The organism is Vibrio variabilis (genome assembly GCF_003263785.1).
GTDB lineage: Bacteria > Pseudomonadota > Gammaproteobacteria > Enterobacterales > Vibrionaceae > Vibrio > Vibrio variabilis.
On record NZ_JYJK01000085.1, the window covers coordinates 44,397 to 61,525 of the forward strand.

Here is a 17,129-nt window from a genome sequence, read left to right on the forward strand (position 1 = left end):
ATCTTTGCTCTCGTCAACTTTTGAGCATTGAAAATACCAAGAAGGTCACTGCAAAAAGTGACCCCACTTGCAGCAAGTAAGTGTCGCTATTCGAAACCAAACTTACCGTTAGCGTTTTTCCACTCTGACTTAGGTGGAATAACTTCTATCGTATCCCAATGTTCAACGATTTTATCGCTCTCTACTCGGAACAAGTCGTAAAATGCCACGTGTTGATTCATGAACTTACCTTCACTGACGGAAAGAACAAAGTTGCCTTCTCCAATAATTAAGTGGTTTGCGTCGTATACCATTGGTATACCTGCTTCTGCCAGCGCCTTCATCGCGACGCCTAATCCACTTAAACCGTCGGCAACACCCTTATTGTGTTGAATGTAATCAGAGTCTTTATCACCTATGAACATTCCAATCTTCGACATGTCGCCCCCATAAGAATGGTTTTCACAAAGTCCGTGACTAAGGCTTTGTTGGCGTCGGTTTTATCTAGGTCTCTGATTTCTGTTGCGCCATCAAACTGGGTTCGACCACTTGGATTGGGCTTGGCCACCTCTTGCAAGTTATCCCAGTGCTCAACGATTAGACCGTCTTCAAAGCGGAAGATGTCAAAGCCAGCCTTAGGACCAAAGAAATTGTATTCCGTGTGCAGCGCTACATAATCACCGTCTTGAATAGTGCGAATCACATTCGCTTTCGCGCTGCCCTTGGGAAGCTGCTGTAACACCTCGCCAAAGCCCGCCAGTCCATCAGCCACACCCAAGTTATGTTGTGTGTAATTTTCGGGATTGATATAGCCGATGGCACTTTGATCGCCAGTCTCAATGCTAGAAATGACGGCGATGGCCTTTTCGCGATTGGTCATATCCTCTGCGTTTGCAACCACGGAGGCAGTTATGGCTGAAGCAGCTACAGCAGTCGTAGCGAATAGACGAGTAAGCTTGTTCATATTGTTTTCCTCTTGTTAGCTCGGAAACAATAATAGGAACAAGCTCAATGGAATTCCGTGTAGAAGTGAGTCGGAAAATGGTCAATATCGAACCCAAGACACAGGTTCTCGGCTAAATTTGAGGGTCGGCATACTGCTTTTGGAACTGACTTGGCGTCATATCTGTTTGGTTTTTAAAGTACTTAACAAAGTTACTGGCATCTTCAAAGCCAAAATCATAGGCGAGTTGCTGAGTTGTCACACTACTCACCACCAAACGACGTTTCATTTCAATCGTTACAAACGCATCGATCATCTGCTTTGCGGTGAGATCCGTTGCCAGCTTGCAGATCTGATTGAGCGTTTTATAGGTCGTACCGATCTGCGAGGCATACCAATTGGCGTCGCGTGTGCGCTCATAGTGACTTTGTAGAAGATCAAAAAACCGCGCTAACTTGACGCTTTGCTCCTGAGACAGCTTATCGTGACGCTCTTCCGGCCTTAGCCTGTGCAGCATCAACGCGAAGGCAGAAAACAGATACATCACGACCAAAGGATCCGCGTTGTCATGAGATATCTCCTTTAGCACCTCGTCGATGATTCGTTTGGCACTCAGGCAAGTTTCATTATTTAAAGCCAGCACGGGAGAGCGAGATTGATTAAGATGAGTGGGCGTATAGTTAGGCAGACGCATGTTGGCGTGGACTTGATCGAGAAATTCCTGGGTAAATATCACCACCTTGCCGACAGGTTGAGAGGCAAAATCGAAGCAGTGAACCTGTTCGCGGCGCACAAAGACAATACTCCCAGACTCAAATGGGTAACTCTTGAAATCAACCATGTGATTCCCAGACCCACGTTCGATATACACCATCATAAAAAAAGTGATGCGATGAGGGCGCTGCGGCGAGTGATCTTTATACTCACGTTGGTACAGTGACTCTAAATCAAAGATTTCGAGCTCTGCCTGATTCGATCTTTTATGGTCAAAGCCAATGGTCGGTATCTGCATCCGTCCTCCACACATTTCTGCTTGTATTTTAGTTAATTTTTGCGCACAACGACACCGTACGTTTGGTCGCAATCAGCAATATTGAGTGTCATAATTGAAAGGTGGTGTATATGGTAAGGTCAACATGAGCAATAAGATAAACGTTATCTCCCTCCCCAAAGGAAATCCCTGCCAAATAATCGACAGTGCCATCGAGAATGACGGAGGGATTATTGGTGCTCATCGACATGACTACTTTGAAATCATTTGGTGCTTAGATGATGTTGGCAAACAGAGCATTGATTTTGTGGAATACCCAAGTAGAAAAGGGCGATTTTTCACCATCGCACCGGGGCAGGTGCATGAGACCGCTGAGCTCACTGAAAACTATCGTATGATGATTTTCTCAACCGATTTTCTTGAAAACCGTCCGCGCCACCAGCGTATGTTCAATGCGGTGTTTCGCGCTCACGATGACCAACAACCCTATTTTGATACGTCTGATGAAGGGGTTATCTATTTTGAACCTCTGTTTAACCTCCTCTTGGATGAATTTTACCAACCGCAAACCGATTGGGATTTGATTGAGTCACTGCTTACGAGTTTTTTGCGCTACCTGTTAAGGTTTTCCATCGAGACAGAAGACAAAAAGGTGGTTAAAGATGCTCGCATGACCAAAGTACTTGGGTTGATTGAACGCCACTATCGCTCACAGCGCCACGTTCAGTTTTATGCCGACGAACTGTCCATTACCGGTAAACGACTCAACGAGCTGACTAAGAAACATGTCGGCAAGACGATCACCCGCCTTTTGCATGAGCGAATCTTATTGGAAGCCAACCGCGACTTGGTGTTTTCCACCAAAACCGTAAAAACCATCGCGTTGGACTTGGGGTTTGACGACCCTTCCTATTTTGGACGCTTTTATCGTGCTCAAATGGGGGAGTCCCCTGCTGAATTTCGGAAACGCACTTCCAAATAGTGCCAGATAAAGGGCAGTATCTCCCTTTCTTAGCCCCTTTTGGTAACGATAATACCAGTAATAGTGTTCTTATTACTTTCAACGTATTTTGGTTATCCATGAGTATAAATCTAAAATCTGATCCGATTCAGAAGTCGTTTATTCAGTATTTATTGCCTGCACTATCGGGCATGGTCATCAAATCCATCTTCATCATGGGAGATGCGTGGTTTGTGGGCAAAGGTGTGGGTGCGGAAGGTCTTGGCGCTATTTCATTAACGATTCCGGCTTTCTCTATTTTTACCGCACTGGCATGATGATAGGTATTGGTGGCGCTGCACTGATGTCGATTGAGTTTGGTAAAGGCAATCTCAATAGCGGTCAGACCTTGTTTAGCCAGTCGATGCTCGCGACAGCGATCCTCACCACGATGACTGTTGTATCTGCTTTGATTTGGCTTGATGAGATCATTGCGCTCATGGGAGCCAGTGGCTATATGGCGCAGCTCGCGCATGATTACCTAAACATCATGCTCAAATTCTTTGTGCTCTATGCTCTCGCTTGGGTCATGTCTTGCTTCGTGCGTAACGATACTAACCCCAAACTCGCTATGTATGCGATGTCTGCGGGCGCCATGACCAACTTAGTTTTAGACTATTTCTTTGTGTTGAAATTTGGGTGGGTATGAAAGGCGCAGCTTATGCGACTGCGATTGCTCAGGGTGTTATCGCGCTGATTCTTCTCACTCATTTCGCCAGACAAAAAGGGCAACTGCGTTTGAGTTTGGAGGGTTTAGGGCTCGATCGTGTCGGTCAGATCTTAAAGATCGGCGTTCCGACATTCTTTATCGAGATCACCGCTGCACTGACCATTTTGCTGTTTAACTATGTGCTGCTTAGCCAGTTTGGCGAGAGTCATATCATCGCATACGGCTTAACGGCCAACGTCGGTGTGTTTGCTCTGTTTGTCATCGTTGGTATCAACCAAGCTTGTCAGCCGATCATCAGCTTTAACTACGGTGCCAGCAAAACCGAGCGCGTTTACAGCACACTCAAGCTTGGACTGGCCACTTCCATTGGCAGTGGACTCTTTTTCCTATCGATTATTTGGTTCACAGCGCAAGACGTGGCACGATTCTATTTGGGTGCAGACAGTCAATTGCTAGAGCTTTCCGCCACAGCTCTGCTTTTTTTCTTCTATGCCACACCGCTCATGGGGCTTAACCTAGTCGTCGCCAATCTATTTCAAGCGATTGCCAAACCGAATCAAGCCACCATTATCTCGCTAGCTCGCGGTTTTGTGTTTGTCGCGCTAGGGGTGGTGATTCTACCTAGTCTGTTCCCAACTAATGGTATTTGGGCAAGTATCCTATTTGCCGAGGCCGCGACAGCACTCATCAGTCTCGTATTACTGTTTGCCTTCTTAAGAAGGCAACAGATGACCCTATCGGAAGCATAACTAGATCTGCTCTCTTACGATCAACCTTGAACGTAGGAGAGCAATTTATCACGCAGCCATATATTGGCTTTGCTATTTTGCTCTCTCTTATGCCCCATCAACACGTAGTTTACCGGCAATGAGCTAAAGGGTACCAGCAAGATCTGCAACCCAAATTGCTCGGAAAACTGCTTTGCCATGTTCAAACTCGTCATACCAATACTTTCGCTGCTCCCAACTAACGCCATTAACGCTAGAAGCGACTCACATTCTGCGGCGACGTTGCGCGGCTTAATATGTTCTTTGGTAAAATAGTCCACCAGAAAAATCTCTTCGCGCCGCAACTTCAATGTGATGTGTTTTTCTTGGTAATACTCCTGAGCACTGATCGCCCCTGAATTCGAGGATGTTGCTTGCTGGCTATGACACAAATCTGATCTGAGAAGAACGGCTGGGTAAAGTAGCTTGAAGTCGAAGACTCAGAAAATTCAATCGCTAAATCAGCTTGCCTTAGGTTGAGCTGTTCACGTAGCTGCGCTTCGGTCACAGTTGTCGGAGACAACACAATTTCGCAGTTCCCTAGGCTTTTATCGGCTTCGATTTTGGGCACAAGGTTTAGCATCACTGGCTCAGTGGTGTACACCACGAAACGACGCTTTCCTTCGACAGAAAACTCTTGGGCATCGTTCAACGTGTTCTCGATAGCTCCAATGCCGGTTCTATTTGACGCGCCATCTCATGCGCCAAATGCGTAGGGGCAATTCCTCTCCCATCTCGAACAAACAGTTGTTGACCTAACTGGTTCTGCAGCCGCTTAAGAGCACCGCTGACACCAGGCTGAGTGAGGTCGAGTACTTCTGCCGCCACAGTAATGGATTGAAAGCGATACACGGTCAAAAATACGCGCATCAGATTAAGATCAAAATCAGACAGTTTCATACACATAGCCACTAGTTATGTTTTAACTAAATTTATATGCATGTTTGGTTATGAGTCAAGTCGATATAGTGACCTTGTTTCCTGTTAATACTGTGATGAGGTTTTCTATGCTTCGAGCGCTTACTCCTTCAACTATCGCTATCGCTGTTATGGCGTCATTCGCCGCTAACGCTGACTACGCTGGCCTTGAGGACTACCAAGGTAAACCTGCAAGCTCCCATACGCTGCAGGCCAATCAGGCGCTTGCTTCTACACTACCGTGGCAAGACACGTCTGCATTTGACCGCACCAAACGTGGACTTATCGCTGAATTTGGTACCCATGCTGCGGGTGAGCTGAAAAACCGATTCGAGTTTATGGCAGAGCTCTCTGTCGATGAGATCCCACCGACAGTCAATCCATCAATCTGGCGCCAAGGTATGCTCAACTATGCCGCTGGCGGCCTTTATGAAGTGACTGATGGTGTGTACCAGATCCGAGGCGCTGATCTCTCTAACATGACCATCTACCGTACAGACAATGGTTATGTGATTCACGATCCTTTGCTATCGAAGCAGGCGGCCGCGGCCTCTTGGGACTTTGCCAAACAGCATCTACCAAAAATCAACGGTGAGCACAAAATCACAGGCATGATTTACTCTCACATGCACGCGGATCACTTTGGTGGCTCTCGCGGTATCTATGAGTCTGGTGACTTTGCCGAAGGTGCGCCAATCTATGCACCAAAAGATTTCATCAAGGAACTTGCTGACGAGAACGTAATAGCAGGTACTGCGATGGGACGCCGCGCCAACTATCAATACGGAACAACGCTGGATAACGACGAGAAAGGCATTGTCGATAACGCACTGGGTCTGGGTACATCACGTGGAGAAGTCACGTTGGTAGCACCTACCACTGAAATCCAAGAACGCGAGAAAGTAATCACAATCGATGGTCTCGATTTCCACGCCATCAACATGCCTGGCGCAGAAGCACCCGCTGAGATCGTGCTTTATGTGCCTCAATATCGCTCTCTAAACACTGCTGAGCTGACTTACGACGGTATGCACAATATCTACACCTTCCGCGGCGCTAAAGTTCGTGACGCGCTGGTGTGGACGAAATACCTAACCGAGCTAAAGATGCGTTATGTTGATACGGGTCTTGTCGACAACATCCACGCTGCGCACTCCGCGCCAGTTTGGAATGATGCGAATACCCCGCAAAATGAAATTGCCGATTACATGACACTTCAGCGTGACAACTATGGTTTCATTCATAACCAAGCCATGCGTCTCGCCAACCACGGTGTGACTATCCATGATGTCGGTCGTGAGATTGAAAAGCTCGTGCCGGAGTCTCAAAAGCAAACTTGGCACACTAACGGTTATCACGGCTCATACAGCCACAACGCTCGCGCCGTTGTAAACCTGTACCTTGGCTATCATGACATGAACCCAGTGAACACCAACCCACTGCAAACACAAGACAAATCCTGTGTCTATGTGCAAGCAGCCGGGGCAGATGTTCTATACAACGCGGGTATGAAGCACTTTAAACAAGGAGAATATCAGGAGCTTCTCAGCTATTTAACGACCTGGTGCAATGCGACCCAAACAATGTGACTTACCGCTATGCGCTTGCAGACAGCTTCGAGCAGCAAGGCTATCAATCTGAAACCATGGCTTGGCGAAACTCTTACCTACAAGGTGCGGTTGAGCTTAGAACTGGCGAGATCCAACCTTCTATCAAGTTGGCCTCAGCAGACGTGATTGCCAACACACCAACGGGAATGTTCTTAGACTTCATTGCTGTTAGGCTTAATGCAGAAAAAGCCGAGCAAGCAGGTTTAGACTTTAACTTTGGTTTGTATCATCCAGATGTGGAAGAGCGCTACTACGGTGAAGTGTCTAATGCCAATATGAGTAACATCGAAGTCGATACGCTACCAGAAACTAATGTAGAGCTTATCATCCACAAATCGGATCTTACCCGAGTGGCACTTGGCCAGACATCACTTGATGAGCTGCTGAAATCAGGTCAAGCCGGTATCAAGGGCGATGCCGAGCTCATAGGCAAGCTCACGGCTTCACTTGATGAGTTTGATGGCATGTTTGAAATCTTACCTATGCCGAATAAGTAAGACCAACCACAAACGAAAAACCCAGAGCAACGTTCTGGGTTTTGTCTATCTGCGCAGTGCGCTTTTTATCTAAAACAAACATCTGCCATCGTGCCAACCCTGCTGTCACCGAGCCAAAGTAGTTGCCTGAGACCACTGGAATGTTTGGCAGCACATCTTGCACTGCTTTGCGAAGCACAGAAGAGCGTGCCGAGCCTCCCGTCATGTAAATCACATCCGGCAACGTGCCCGCTTGTTGCGCCGCTTCTTTAACTAGAGCTTGAATTTTCTTGGTCGGATTATCAATCGCCGCCGCCATATCTGCCTGACTGATGTCGATCCCCACATGTTCACTGTAGAGATCGAGCATCGCTTTGTATTCGGCATTTTCTTCGAGCGCAATCTTGGCTTTTTCCGCTTCTCGAATCACCGCGTAACCCAAGGTTTCTTGATGCAAGGCGACCAAACGATTCACTTTTTCCGGCTCTAACGCCTCTTTTGCCAATAGCCTAAGCTCTTTCAAGTTGTCGTGCGCATAGAACTTTCTTTGCGCTTGCACGTCGTTAATCGCAATCGGATTCCAGAACTGAGTCACTGGGATATCTAGACCAGATAAGCGTTTTGTGCCCATACCAAACGCATGCATAAAGCGGCGAAACGCGATGTAGATATCCAAATCATTACCGCCAACAAGTTGGCCTGTGTGGGCAATGAGCGATTGCTGTCTGTCGTCTTTGCCAACCCACGATGGCCCCATCTGAATATAAGAGCAGTCAGTGGTACCACCACCAATATCGACCACCAATACGTTCTTGTTTTCAGTCAGAGTCGATTCGAACTCAAGTCCAGCCGCAACTGGCTCATATTGAAACTCGACATCTTTAAAGCCAGCGCGATTTGCCGCTCGCAGCAATATCCCTTCTGCTTGTAGGTTAGATGCATCGCCACCTCGGCCGAGAAAGTTCACTGGGCGACCAATCACGGTTTGGTCAATGGTGCGCTCTAAATTCGCTTCCGCTTTACGCTTGACGTTACTCATCATGGCGCAAACCAGATCTTCAAAGAACGACAGCTGCATATCGCGCAGCCCCATCGCACCTAAGAAGGACTTTGGTGACTTGATGTAATAGACATCTTTCGGATCTTCTAAATAGAGATTCAGAGCTTGCTCCCCAAACAATACATCGCTTGGGATGACTTCAATACCTTCTTCACGGTTCATCTTGACAGCACGGCGTAATACGGCCTCACCAATGTCATCAGATGGACGAATGTCCAAACAGCGAAATAGGTACTCTGATACGGTTTCTGCTGTTGGTGCACACAGTGTTGATGCAATGTAGCAGTTATCCCCAACCAGCGGGATTTGCTCAACGCTGCCATTGTTTAAATGGGCTACGGAGCAGTTTGCAGTTCCGTAGTCAAAACCGATAGCCATAGGGATTACCTCAACTCGTGAAAAAGGCGGCAAAGAATAACAGCCTGAAAATGAAGTTCAAGCGCGAAACCGTAAACCCGGCACCAATCGACAGGTCAAACACAAAAATGGGGCTACGACTTGTCGTCGGAGCCCATTTGGGTTGTTTACACTGTAAAAGCTGCTAATCAAAGATGGCGATGCTTTGGCGACTTACGGCAACCAGATCGCCACGATTGTTCCAGATGTTTGCTTGCGCGTGCGCATAGCCTTCAGCGGCTTGTCTCGTGTGTGATTGGTAAGCAAACCAATCCTCTGGCTGCACCGAGCGATGGGGATGAATAAACTCGAGATTCCACATCATGGTACTGGCCGGTGCGGGAGTACTCATCATCTGCAATACGCCAGGTGGCCAAGCATCGACAAGGCATATCAAATGCGCATCTGAAATGGACTCAGGGGAGACCTTAAATCGCATCCACCCCCAAGTATGTGAGTCTTTACTTTCACTAAAAGGCAAGTGACCTCTAGCCAAAGCAAGATCGATATGGGAGGTGTAGTTTGGAGCGCCCTGCTCAATCGACGGAAATCGAGGGAGATCATCGGGTATTGGCATAATATGGTTGTCATTGTTTTTCACCACAATCTTGGACTCGCGATCAGCACCAAAACAACCTTGTTGAAACACAGCAACTTGACCATTTTGCACCAAACGAGCACTAAGTTGGGAAACACTCTTCCCTTCCCGGAGCACTTCTACCTCAAACGTAAACGGCACATCAACGAGGAGCGGACCAACAAAGTTGGTGTTGAGAGAGCGAAGTACACGTTCCCCACTCAACTGAGATTTCATCACAGTATAGAGCAGCGAGGCAGACAGCCCGCCAAACACGGTTCTTCCCTGCCCCATGACGCTGGGATCGACATATGTTCACCTGTTGTCGCACACAGCTCGGCTTTTGCGATTAGTTCGTCGAAATGCATCCCCACCACCTTATGTTAATGCTTTGTTACTCAACAATAACTGGTCGGATCGGTCGCTGCAAGGGGTGTTCCCTAATTTTGTTACACTTAACACACATCTTCGATTAACATTTTATTATTAATAAGCACAAATAATTAACTGAAGGTTTTTATGGAAACACAACCTAATAGCAGCTACCCAAACGGTTTGATACACGCCATTCAACTTGATGGGCACGGAGGTCTTATTCCTTGTAATCAAGATATTGATCAAGTTTGGCAAAAACGAGATGAGCCCGTATGGCTGCATTTTGATTACAGTGTCCCGAGCACGATTGACTGGATACAGCAATACAGCGGTTTAAATGATGTTGCTATTGATGGTTTGACCAGTGAAAACAGTCGCCCCCACATACTCAAAAGAAAGAACAATGTGCTTGCTAACTTCAGAGCCATCAATCTAAACCCCGAATCGGATCCTGAAGACATGGTGTCCCTGCGAATATGGACAGATGGAACTCGAATCATCAGCACGCGTCGTCGCCCGCTCATTTCCACCAAAGAAGTATTGGAATCTCTTGAGAGCGGAGATGGCGCTCAAACCATTCCTGAGCTACTCATCAATTGGCTTGATGCGATTACAACGAAACAAGAGAGCAGCCTAAATCAACTTGAAGATCATGCGCTTGAGCTTGAAGAAGCCGACTTTTCGACAGGCAGCAACGATTATCGAGAGCAAGTCAGTCACTTACGCAAGGTTTGCATCAAACTTCGCAGACACCTCTCTCCGCAAAAAGAGACATTGAATCAACTCGCAGCGTTCAATTTAGAGTGGCTTAACGAGCTCGATAACCTAAAAATCAAGGCACTACTCGATAGACAGCTGCGCTGTCTAGAGAATATAGAGATGCTGCGTGAGCATTCGATATTAATGATGGATGAGCTCAACGCTATCGATGCCGAAACGCTGAACCGGCGCACTTATGTATTCACGATCATCGCAGGTTTGTTTTTGCCGTTAGGCTTTTTCACCGGTTTGTTGGGCATCAACGTGGGTGGAATGCCGGGGACGGAAAATCCCTATGCATTTTGGCTCGTTACTGCACTGTGCGTAGTGTTTAGTGTGGGTTCCGTTGTTTGGGCAATGGCAAAACGGTGGCTTTAGCGATATCTATGGTGGTTGACGAGGGTAGAATGATTATTCTACACTGAGGGTAGTATAATCATTCTACCTTTTGAGATTGTCTATGTCGCAACAACAAATTGCTGAGAATCTAGAGCGCGCTTTCGCACAAAAAGGATTCGCAGAGCCGAGTGTCTCCGAGCTAAAAGCGCTGTCTGGTGTGAGTATGCGCACCTTATATAAATACTTCCCTTCCAAAGAGAGTATGGTCGTTGGCGCACTAAACCATCGACACCAGCGCTACATCGCCCTATTAGAGCAGTGCGCACAGCAAAGTGGCTAGATGCCACCCTTTCAGCCTTTGACTTTCTTGGCAGTTGGATGAAAGAACATGCACCAAAAGGTTGCCTGTCGGTCAATGCACTTGCGGCTTTTCCTGACAACACCGAGATAAATTCGACAGTTGAAAAACACAAACAACAGGTTATCGACTCTCTTGCCAAATTGAGTGGACGAGACGATCTTTCTAATGCTCTATTTGTTCTGCATGAGGGAACAACCACCGCTTATCCCATTTTAGGTGAATCGGCGATTACCGCTGCCAAAGTAGCTGTCACGACTTTGTTTTCTACCCATTCAAAAAGCCACATAAAAGGAATTCAACAATGAGCTCGGTGATGACAGGCGTACAACTAATTGGTCATGGTGACTTAGACCAACTAGAACTTCGCAGCGACATTCCGCTACCTTCGCCAAACGCCGATGAGGTTTTGATTAAAGTGAGTGCAGCTGGCGTCAATAATACCGATATCAATACGCGAATCGGTTGGTACTCAAAAGGCGACAACGACAGTGAAGATGCCGGTTGGGCTGGCAATGCGCTGAGTTTGCCTCGTATTCAAGGTGCGGACGTGTGTGGACATATTGTCGCGGTAGGTTCAAATGTTGACGCAAGTCGGATCGGCGAACGCGTACTGATTGACCCATGTTTGCGTTACGTAGATGGTCAAAGGCTTGAGCATTTCTGGTACTTTGGCTCTGAATGCGATGGTGGATTTGCAGAATATACAACTGTAGATGCTCGTCAGGCTTACAGTGTAAATTCACGCTACACGGACATTGAGCTCGCCTCATTTCCATGTTCATACTCCACAGCTGAGAACATGCTGACACGTGCAAATGTTGCCTTAGGCGATGTCGTACTCGTCACTGGTGCCTCTGGTGGAGTTGGCTCTGCAGCGGTTCAGCTAGCCAAAGCGAGAGGCGCAACCGTTATTGCCGTGACAAGCGAATCTAAAGCAGAGGCACTGCTTGAGATTGGTGCGGACAAGACGGTATCACGCGGTCAGAACTTAGTGGAAACGCTAGGCAATAACAGTGTTAATGTGGTGGTTGATCTTGTAGCGGGGTCACAATGGCCTGAGCTTCTAGAAGTTATGGCCCCAAAAGGACGCTACGCCGTCTCCGGTGCAATCGGAGGGCCTCTGGTTGAACTCGATGTTCGTACCCTTTATCTCAAGGATTTGTCATTCTTTGGCTGCACAGGGCTCGAAGATGAAGTGTTCCCGAATCTAATCAGCCGCATTGAAGGGGAGCAGATTAAGCCACTTGTCGGCAAAACATTTGAGCTTGCGGATATCAAACAGGCTCAAACTGAATTTGTTGAAAAAAAAACACATTGGTAAGATTGTTCTTAACGTAAGTACGTCTTAATCGGATCTAAAAAATGTGAGGGCGCTTCTGCGCCCTCTTTTATAATTATTTCTTTCTAGCTGGAAGCATATCCGTCATAGAGCCTTCCACAACTTCAGCCGCAAAAGCAAACGTCTCGGCTAGCGTAGGGTGAGCATGAACCGTATGGGCAATATCTTTTGCTCGTCCGCCTAACTCAAGCACAGCTGTGGCTTCGTGAATCAATTCACCCGCGTTTTCACCGCAGATACCAGCACCAATAAGAGTCCCCGTTTCCTTATCAAACAGCGCTTTGGTCACACCATTAGTGGCATTGACACTCTGAGCACGTCCACTTACTAGCCATGGAACCTTGCCCACGCTGTATTGCAAACCTTGCTCTTTGGCCTCTGTCTCGGTTAAACCGACCCAAGCAAGCTCTGGGTGTGTGTAAGCAACAGACGGAATGGCCGCAGGGCAGAACGTAGAATCCAAGCCAGCGATGTTTTCAGCTGCAACCTTGCCTTCATGAGTGGCTTTGTGTGCAAGCATGGGTCCATCGACAATATCGCCAATAGCATACACATGACCCACATTGGTTTGCATTCTGTCGTTAACTTTAACGCGCCCGTTCGCATCAAGTTCAACGCCCAGCTCATCTATACCAAGACGCTCAGTATTAGGCGTTCGACCTACTGCAATCAGCACTGCATCAAACAAGCTAGGTTCTGGGGCTTTTTTTCCTTCAAATGACACCAAAATGCCATCTGATTGAGCGTCCATTTGGGTCACTAAAGTTTTGGTTAGTGTTCGATACGTTTTCTTAGTCGCACGTTGCAATGGTTGGACTAAGTCTTTGTCCGCGCTTGGAATAATGTGGTCTTGTGCTTCTACGATCGTAATGTCCGAACCAAGCGCTGCGTAAACTTGTGCCATTTCAAGTCCAATGATGCCGCCACCTACGATAAGCAAACGTTCTGGAATAGACTCCATTGCCAGAGCATCGGTTGAATCCCAGATACGCGGATCATTTGGCGCAATAGCCAGTGAGATCGAGTGCGATCCCGTCGCAACGATGGCGTGTTTAAACTCAACAATTTGATCGTTCTCACCCGTGACCGCGAGTGTATTGGTAGAGGTAAACTGTCCTTGCCCTTGAAGTCGCGTCACTTTGCGTGCTTTTGCTAGCCCAGCGATGCCTTTGGTGAGTTCGTTGATCTTTGACTGCTTGTGCTCACGTAGCGCCCCGAGGTCTATTTGGGGCTCAGCAAAGGTTATCCCCATAGACTGACCCAGTTTCGCTTGCTCAATCAGTGATGTCGCGTGCAATAGCGCTTTGGAAGGGATACAGCCCACATTGACACACACGCCACCTAATGTGTCTCGACTTTCAATAATACACACTGACAAGCCCAAGTCAGCGGCTCGAAAGGCTGCGGTATATCCGCCGGGTCCACCACCGAGTACTGCAACATCTACGTTGATAGATTCCGTCATGCTGTTTCTCCTTGAATATCTGGTTGGATTTACTGGAAATGTGCTAAGCGAGCACCAGTATAGACTGGTTAAATGTCTGGGCAGTGTTAATTTTTGCTGCTAAGTGACCTAGGTTTCAAACTTCGCTTTATCTGTCATAAATAGGCGCTAGTATTAGCGCTCCCTTCCACAGCAAACGATTCAAAATGCGAAACAAAGCACTCATCACAATTGCGGCGCTTGCCCTTTCTAGTTGTTCCTCCTATCAAATGAACCAATTAGGTTTTCGCTCATCTCCCGTAAATGTTTATCCAAACTACATGGACACGATTGAGCTTTGTGAAGTAGCAAATGGCTATCGTCCGAGCAACCAGACCATCGTTGCAGTAGGAAGCGAGCAATCAAAGCGAGGACTCACCCATGATCGCTGTGATGAGCTGGTAAAGGAGCTTTACTTTAGCCGCTTCATTAAGAGCATTAAGATCACTCACCCAGAAACGCCAACTGAGCCTGTTCCTACACCACTGCCAGCCAAACCGCTGCCAAAGCCCATTGCTAAGCCTCAATAGCGCCGTCATCGATGAACAAACCCAGATCACGACGGCCAAAAACGTTCCGTTTGTTCCCTGTTTGAGAGTGAATCATGCAACGCCATCAACATCATTCCCGATGCGATACCATCAAACATCAACCCTAGTAGGTGTAGTCTCCTATTCTTTTCCATACTGTTTCTTCCTTAACCTTGTGACTGATCTCAAGGTTAAAGGCTCAACTTAACTTTAGGTAAAGCTATAATTACCTAAAAGATAAGGAGTATTTATGGAGCTTTCCGTAGGACAAGTTGCAAAGCGTGCCGAAGTCGCCGTTTCTGCGCTGCACTTTTACGAGCAAAAAGGGATGATCACCAGTTGGCGCAATCAAGGCAATCAAAGACGGTATGACAGTTCGGTACTGAGGCGAATAGCAGTCATTAAAACGGGTCAACAATTGGGGCTTAGCTTGGAAGAAATCAAACAGGCGCTATCCAGTTTGCCGCTCAATCGAGCACCGAGTCAGGAAGAATGGCAACAGATGGGGCAAGATTGGCGAGCCTTACTGGATGAAAAGATTTGGTTGATGACAAAACTCAGAGATGAGCTCGGCGAATGTATTGGCTGTGGCTGCTTATCATTGTCTAAGTGTCGTCTGCGCAACCCACAAGATGCCTTGGCTGATACGTTAGGGAATGGCGCCACGCTATGGAAGCAGTAAAAGTGAGACGCGCTTGACTGAATGGCGGGCGTCTCACACGCTCACCCTGATTGAGCTACACCAAGATATCTTCTTCTTTCAATTTAGGCGCGAAGGTAATGGTCTGTTTGTTAAAGCTAAAAGTAGCCGGACCGTGAGTGGAACGAGTCGTCACCTTCTCATCATCGAACTGAACAGTAACGCGGGTATGAGTTTGAACCACGGACTCTACGGTATTTAACTCAAGTTTCGCATACAGTTCGAGCTCGATGCGCTCTTTCTCTTCATTCAGTGCGTCTAATGCTCCGGTATCGGCACTATTTAGCGCCGCGAGTTCGGCATTTTGCTCGTCACTTCGACTCGATTTAGGGATTTTCTTAAGCTCAATCTCACGCCTGATTGCAATCATTTTACGCTCTTGTAGCTCTGTGTAGCGTTCTTGCAATTGCTCAAGCTTCTTAGCGTAATGCTCATAGTTAGCAAACGCTTGAATGTAGGTTGCTGTATCGCCCTCAACACCAAGATGATGGCATTGCACCTTCCCACCAACTTTGGCTTCACCACCACTCAATGTGCCCTGCTTTTTGTTGCTACCTATCACCAACAAGTCGCCAGAGCAACGTATATCGTTGTTCAGACTATGCACAGTGAAGTGAATATCGCCCTTGGCGCTGATATCCGCAAACTGTGCGTAGTTAGCAACAACGTCTCCTCCAGACTCCAGTCGGCAAGATTTCTGTTCACCGTCATCAACATTGTGACCGATAATGCCTTTCGCGACAGTAATATCGCCTTTCGCTTTTAGAAATGCCGATTCAACAAAACCGCCGACGGTGATAGTGCCAGTTGCAGTCACTTCCATGTTCGGCTCTACATTGCCAGAAATCACGACACTGCCTTTAAACTTAATGTGGCCGGTTGAGATATCGACATTACTTAGACAAAGCGCCTCGTCGATTTCAACACCGGAGGCTTTGATGATTGGCATACCTGACATCGTCGACAATAACGTGTTTGGGTTATCTGGAGAGAAACGTGTACCCGCGCCTGGTTTTAGAGGTAGGTCTTTTACTGGTCTTGGAGGAATAATAGCGCCCGTGACGGTATAGCCGTTTTCTCCAGATATCGCTGGAATACGTCGCATCACTTGTTCATTTTCGCCAACGGTGACGACAGCGCCCAAATCGCGCATATCGACTTTGCCGTTGGAACCCGCTTGTTGAGGTTTTAAGACTCGCTGCTTAGGGTCGGCAACCAGAGGAATGAACTGAGCATCTTTGCCTTCTTTTGGACGCTTACCTATCGCAACAGGCTGGGTGTACGTTTCGCCTTTTTTCAGCTGCTGACTAAGCAACAGTACTTTCTTAAGCGCTTTCTTATTCAGACCTTTCACAACTCGAGCAGTGGTTAAAGCGGAGATAATGTCATTCGGAGCTAAAGCTTCGCCGGCGTAAGCTCCGGTTACTTTAATGCTCGCCAGCATATCTTGCTCAGTGAGTACGACTTCTGCGGTTGCATTACGTATTTCAGCGAGCGTCAAACCTGAGAATGCTTCCCCCTTTGCCGCTTGCGCCGATTTGATAAATTGGTTCACGGCACTGTCATCAACCCAGTAATCCTGTGCGTTGATTTCCTGCAGGGCATTGCCGAGTAAACTAAGCTCCAATGCCAAACCTTGCTCATACTCTTTTGGCAATTGAGCAATGACTTGTTGCTTATCCGAAGAGAGAGATAAAACGCTTTTCCACATGATTAACGACCACTTCCTTATGCGAACTCACGCTCGCCGTACATTGCTGCGAGTGTGATCATGCTTCAATAATTCATTCTATCTTAGTGAAGTCTCACTACTGAGACTACCGTTATCAACAAAAACTACGGGAGTGCTCACGGTA

9 protein-coding genes and 7 pseudogenes are annotated in these 17,129 nt (G+C 47.3%); 8 read left to right on the plus strand and 8 right to left on the minus strand.

Annotated features, from left to right (window positions below):
- Positions 1-86 precede the first annotated feature (86 nt).
- Both TZ48_RS14945 and TZ48_RS14950 read right to left on the minus strand, forming a co-directional pair.
- A pseudogene (locus tag TZ48_RS14945) lies at positions 87-943 on the minus strand (nuclear transport factor 2 family protein).
- A 112-nt stretch (positions 944-1,055) separates the two neighbouring features.
- Entirely contained in the window at positions 1,056-1,934 is an 879-nt protein-coding gene (locus TZ48_RS14950) for a helix-turn-helix domain-containing protein (protein ID WP_112479744.1), read from the minus strand.
- Between the two features lie 124 nt (positions 1,935-2,058).
- On the opposite strand from TZ48_RS14950, the gene TZ48_RS14955 reads away from it, so the two are divergent.
- Together TZ48_RS14955 and TZ48_RS14960 are read left to right on the plus strand one after the other, a co-directional pair.
- Positions 2,059-2,895 (plus strand): helix-turn-helix domain-containing protein, encoded by an 837-nt coding sequence (locus TZ48_RS14955; RefSeq protein WP_112479761.1) that lies wholly within the window; start codon positions 2,059-2,061, stop codon positions 2,893-2,895.
- Between the two features lie 98 nt (positions 2,896-2,993).
- Positions 2,994-4,332 (plus strand): annotated as a pseudogene (locus TZ48_RS14960) (MATE family efflux transporter).
- A gap of 20 nt (positions 4,333-4,352) precedes the next feature.
- On the opposite strand, the pseudogene TZ48_RS14965 reads toward TZ48_RS14960, so the two are convergent.
- Positions 4,353-5,250: pseudogene (locus TZ48_RS14965) on the minus strand (LysR family transcriptional regulator).
- Positions 5,251-5,357: 107 nt separating this feature from the next.
- Here TZ48_RS14965 and TZ48_RS14970 point away from each other — a divergent pair.
- A pseudogene (locus TZ48_RS14970) lies at positions 5,358-7,375 on the plus strand (alkyl/aryl-sulfatase).
- A 65-nt stretch (positions 7,376-7,440) separates the two neighbouring features.
- Here the strand turns inward: TZ48_RS14970 and yegD are convergent.
- Positions 7,441-8,792, minus strand: a pseudogene (gene yegD, locus TZ48_RS14975) (molecular chaperone).
- Positions 8,793-8,955: 163 nt separating this feature from the next.
- A complete protein-coding gene (locus tag TZ48_RS14980) occupies positions 8,956-9,663 on the minus strand; it encodes an acyl-CoA thioesterase (RefSeq protein WP_239670899.1) in 708 nt (235 codons plus the stop codon).
- A 243-nt stretch (positions 9,664-9,906) separates the two neighbouring features.
- On the opposite strand from TZ48_RS14980, the gene TZ48_RS14985 reads away from it, so the two are divergent.
- From TZ48_RS14985 to TZ48_RS14995, 3 genes and pseudogenes are all read left to right on the plus strand, one after another.
- Positions 9,907-10,899, plus strand: a complete 993-nt coding sequence (locus TZ48_RS14985) for a zinc transporter ZntB (protein ID WP_112479746.1) — start codon at positions 9,907-9,909, stop codon at positions 10,897-10,899.
- Between the two features lie 82 nt (positions 10,900-10,981).
- A pseudogene (locus TZ48_RS14990) lies at positions 10,982-11,526 on the plus strand (TetR/AcrR family transcriptional regulator).
- Positions 11,523-12,570 (plus strand): annotated as a pseudogene (locus TZ48_RS14995) (alcohol dehydrogenase family protein). Before TZ48_RS14990 ends, TZ48_RS14995 begins: the two co-directional pseudogenes overlap by 4 nt.
- 45 nt (positions 12,571-12,615) lie before the next feature.
- On the opposite strand, the gene lpdA reads toward TZ48_RS14995, so the two are convergent.
- Positions 12,616-14,025, minus strand: a complete 1,410-nt coding sequence (gene lpdA / locus TZ48_RS15000; protein WP_112479747.1) for a dihydrolipoyl dehydrogenase — start codon at positions 14,023-14,025, stop codon at positions 12,616-12,618.
- Between the two features lie 185 nt (positions 14,026-14,210).
- On the opposite strand from lpdA, the gene TZ48_RS15005 reads away from it, so the two are divergent.
- The gene (locus TZ48_RS15005) at positions 14,211-14,573 is read left to right on the plus strand and encodes a hypothetical protein (RefSeq protein WP_112479748.1); all 363 of its coding nucleotides are present in this window, start codon (positions 14,211-14,213) and stop codon (positions 14,571-14,573) included.
- A gap of 26 nt (positions 14,574-14,599) precedes the next feature.
- On the opposite strand, the gene TZ48_RS25900 is transcribed toward TZ48_RS15005, so the two are convergent.
- Positions 14,600-14,728 (minus strand): hypothetical protein, encoded by a 129-nt coding sequence (locus TZ48_RS25900; RefSeq protein ID WP_275426447.1) that lies wholly within the window; start codon positions 14,726-14,728, stop codon positions 14,600-14,602.
- 95 nt (positions 14,729-14,823) lie between these two features.
- Between TZ48_RS25900 and soxR the strand changes: the two genes are divergently transcribed.
- A complete protein-coding gene (soxR, locus tag TZ48_RS15010) occupies positions 14,824-15,255 on the plus strand; it encodes a redox-sensitive transcriptional activator SoxR (protein WP_112479749.1) in 432 nt (143 codons plus the stop codon).
- Between the two features lie 55 nt (positions 15,256-15,310).
- Here the strand turns inward: soxR and TZ48_RS15015 are convergent, their stop codons facing one another.
- Positions 15,311-16,984 carry a DUF342 domain-containing protein gene (locus TZ48_RS15015; protein ID WP_112479750.1) on the minus strand — a complete coding sequence of 558 codons (1,674 nt, stop codon included), beginning with the start codon at positions 16,982-16,984 and terminating at the stop codon, positions 15,311-15,313.
- Between the last annotated feature and the right edge of the window lie 145 nt (positions 16,985-17,129).

Coding starts and splice junctions, on each gene's coding strand:
- TZ48_RS14950 (WP_112479744.1), bottom strand. CDS start 1,934: ATGCAGATACCGACCATTGGCTTTGACCATAAAAGATCGAATCAGGCA.
- TZ48_RS25900 (WP_275426447.1), bottom strand. CDS start 14,728: ATGGAAAAGAATAGGAGACTACACCTACTAGGGTTGATGTTTGATGGT.
- TZ48_RS15015 (WP_112479750.1), bottom strand. CDS start 16,984: ATGTGGAAAAGCGTTTTATCTCTCTCTTCGGATAAGCAACAAGTCATT.
- TZ48_RS14955 (WP_112479761.1), top strand. CDS start 2,059: ATGAGCAATAAGATAAACGTTATCTCCCTCCCCAAAGGAAATCCCTGC.
- lpdA (WP_112479747.1), bottom strand. CDS start 14,025: ATGACGGAATCTATCAACGTAGATGTTGCAGTACTCGGTGGTGGACCC.
- TZ48_RS14985 (WP_112479746.1), top strand. CDS start 9,907: ATGGAAACACAACCTAATAGCAGCTACCCAAACGGTTTGATACACGCC.
- TZ48_RS15005 (WP_112479748.1), top strand. CDS start 14,211: ATGCGAAACAAAGCACTCATCACAATTGCGGCGCTTGCCCTTTCTAGT.
- soxR (WP_112479749.1), top strand. CDS start 14,824: ATGGAGCTTTCCGTAGGACAAGTTGCAAAGCGTGCCGAAGTCGCCGTT.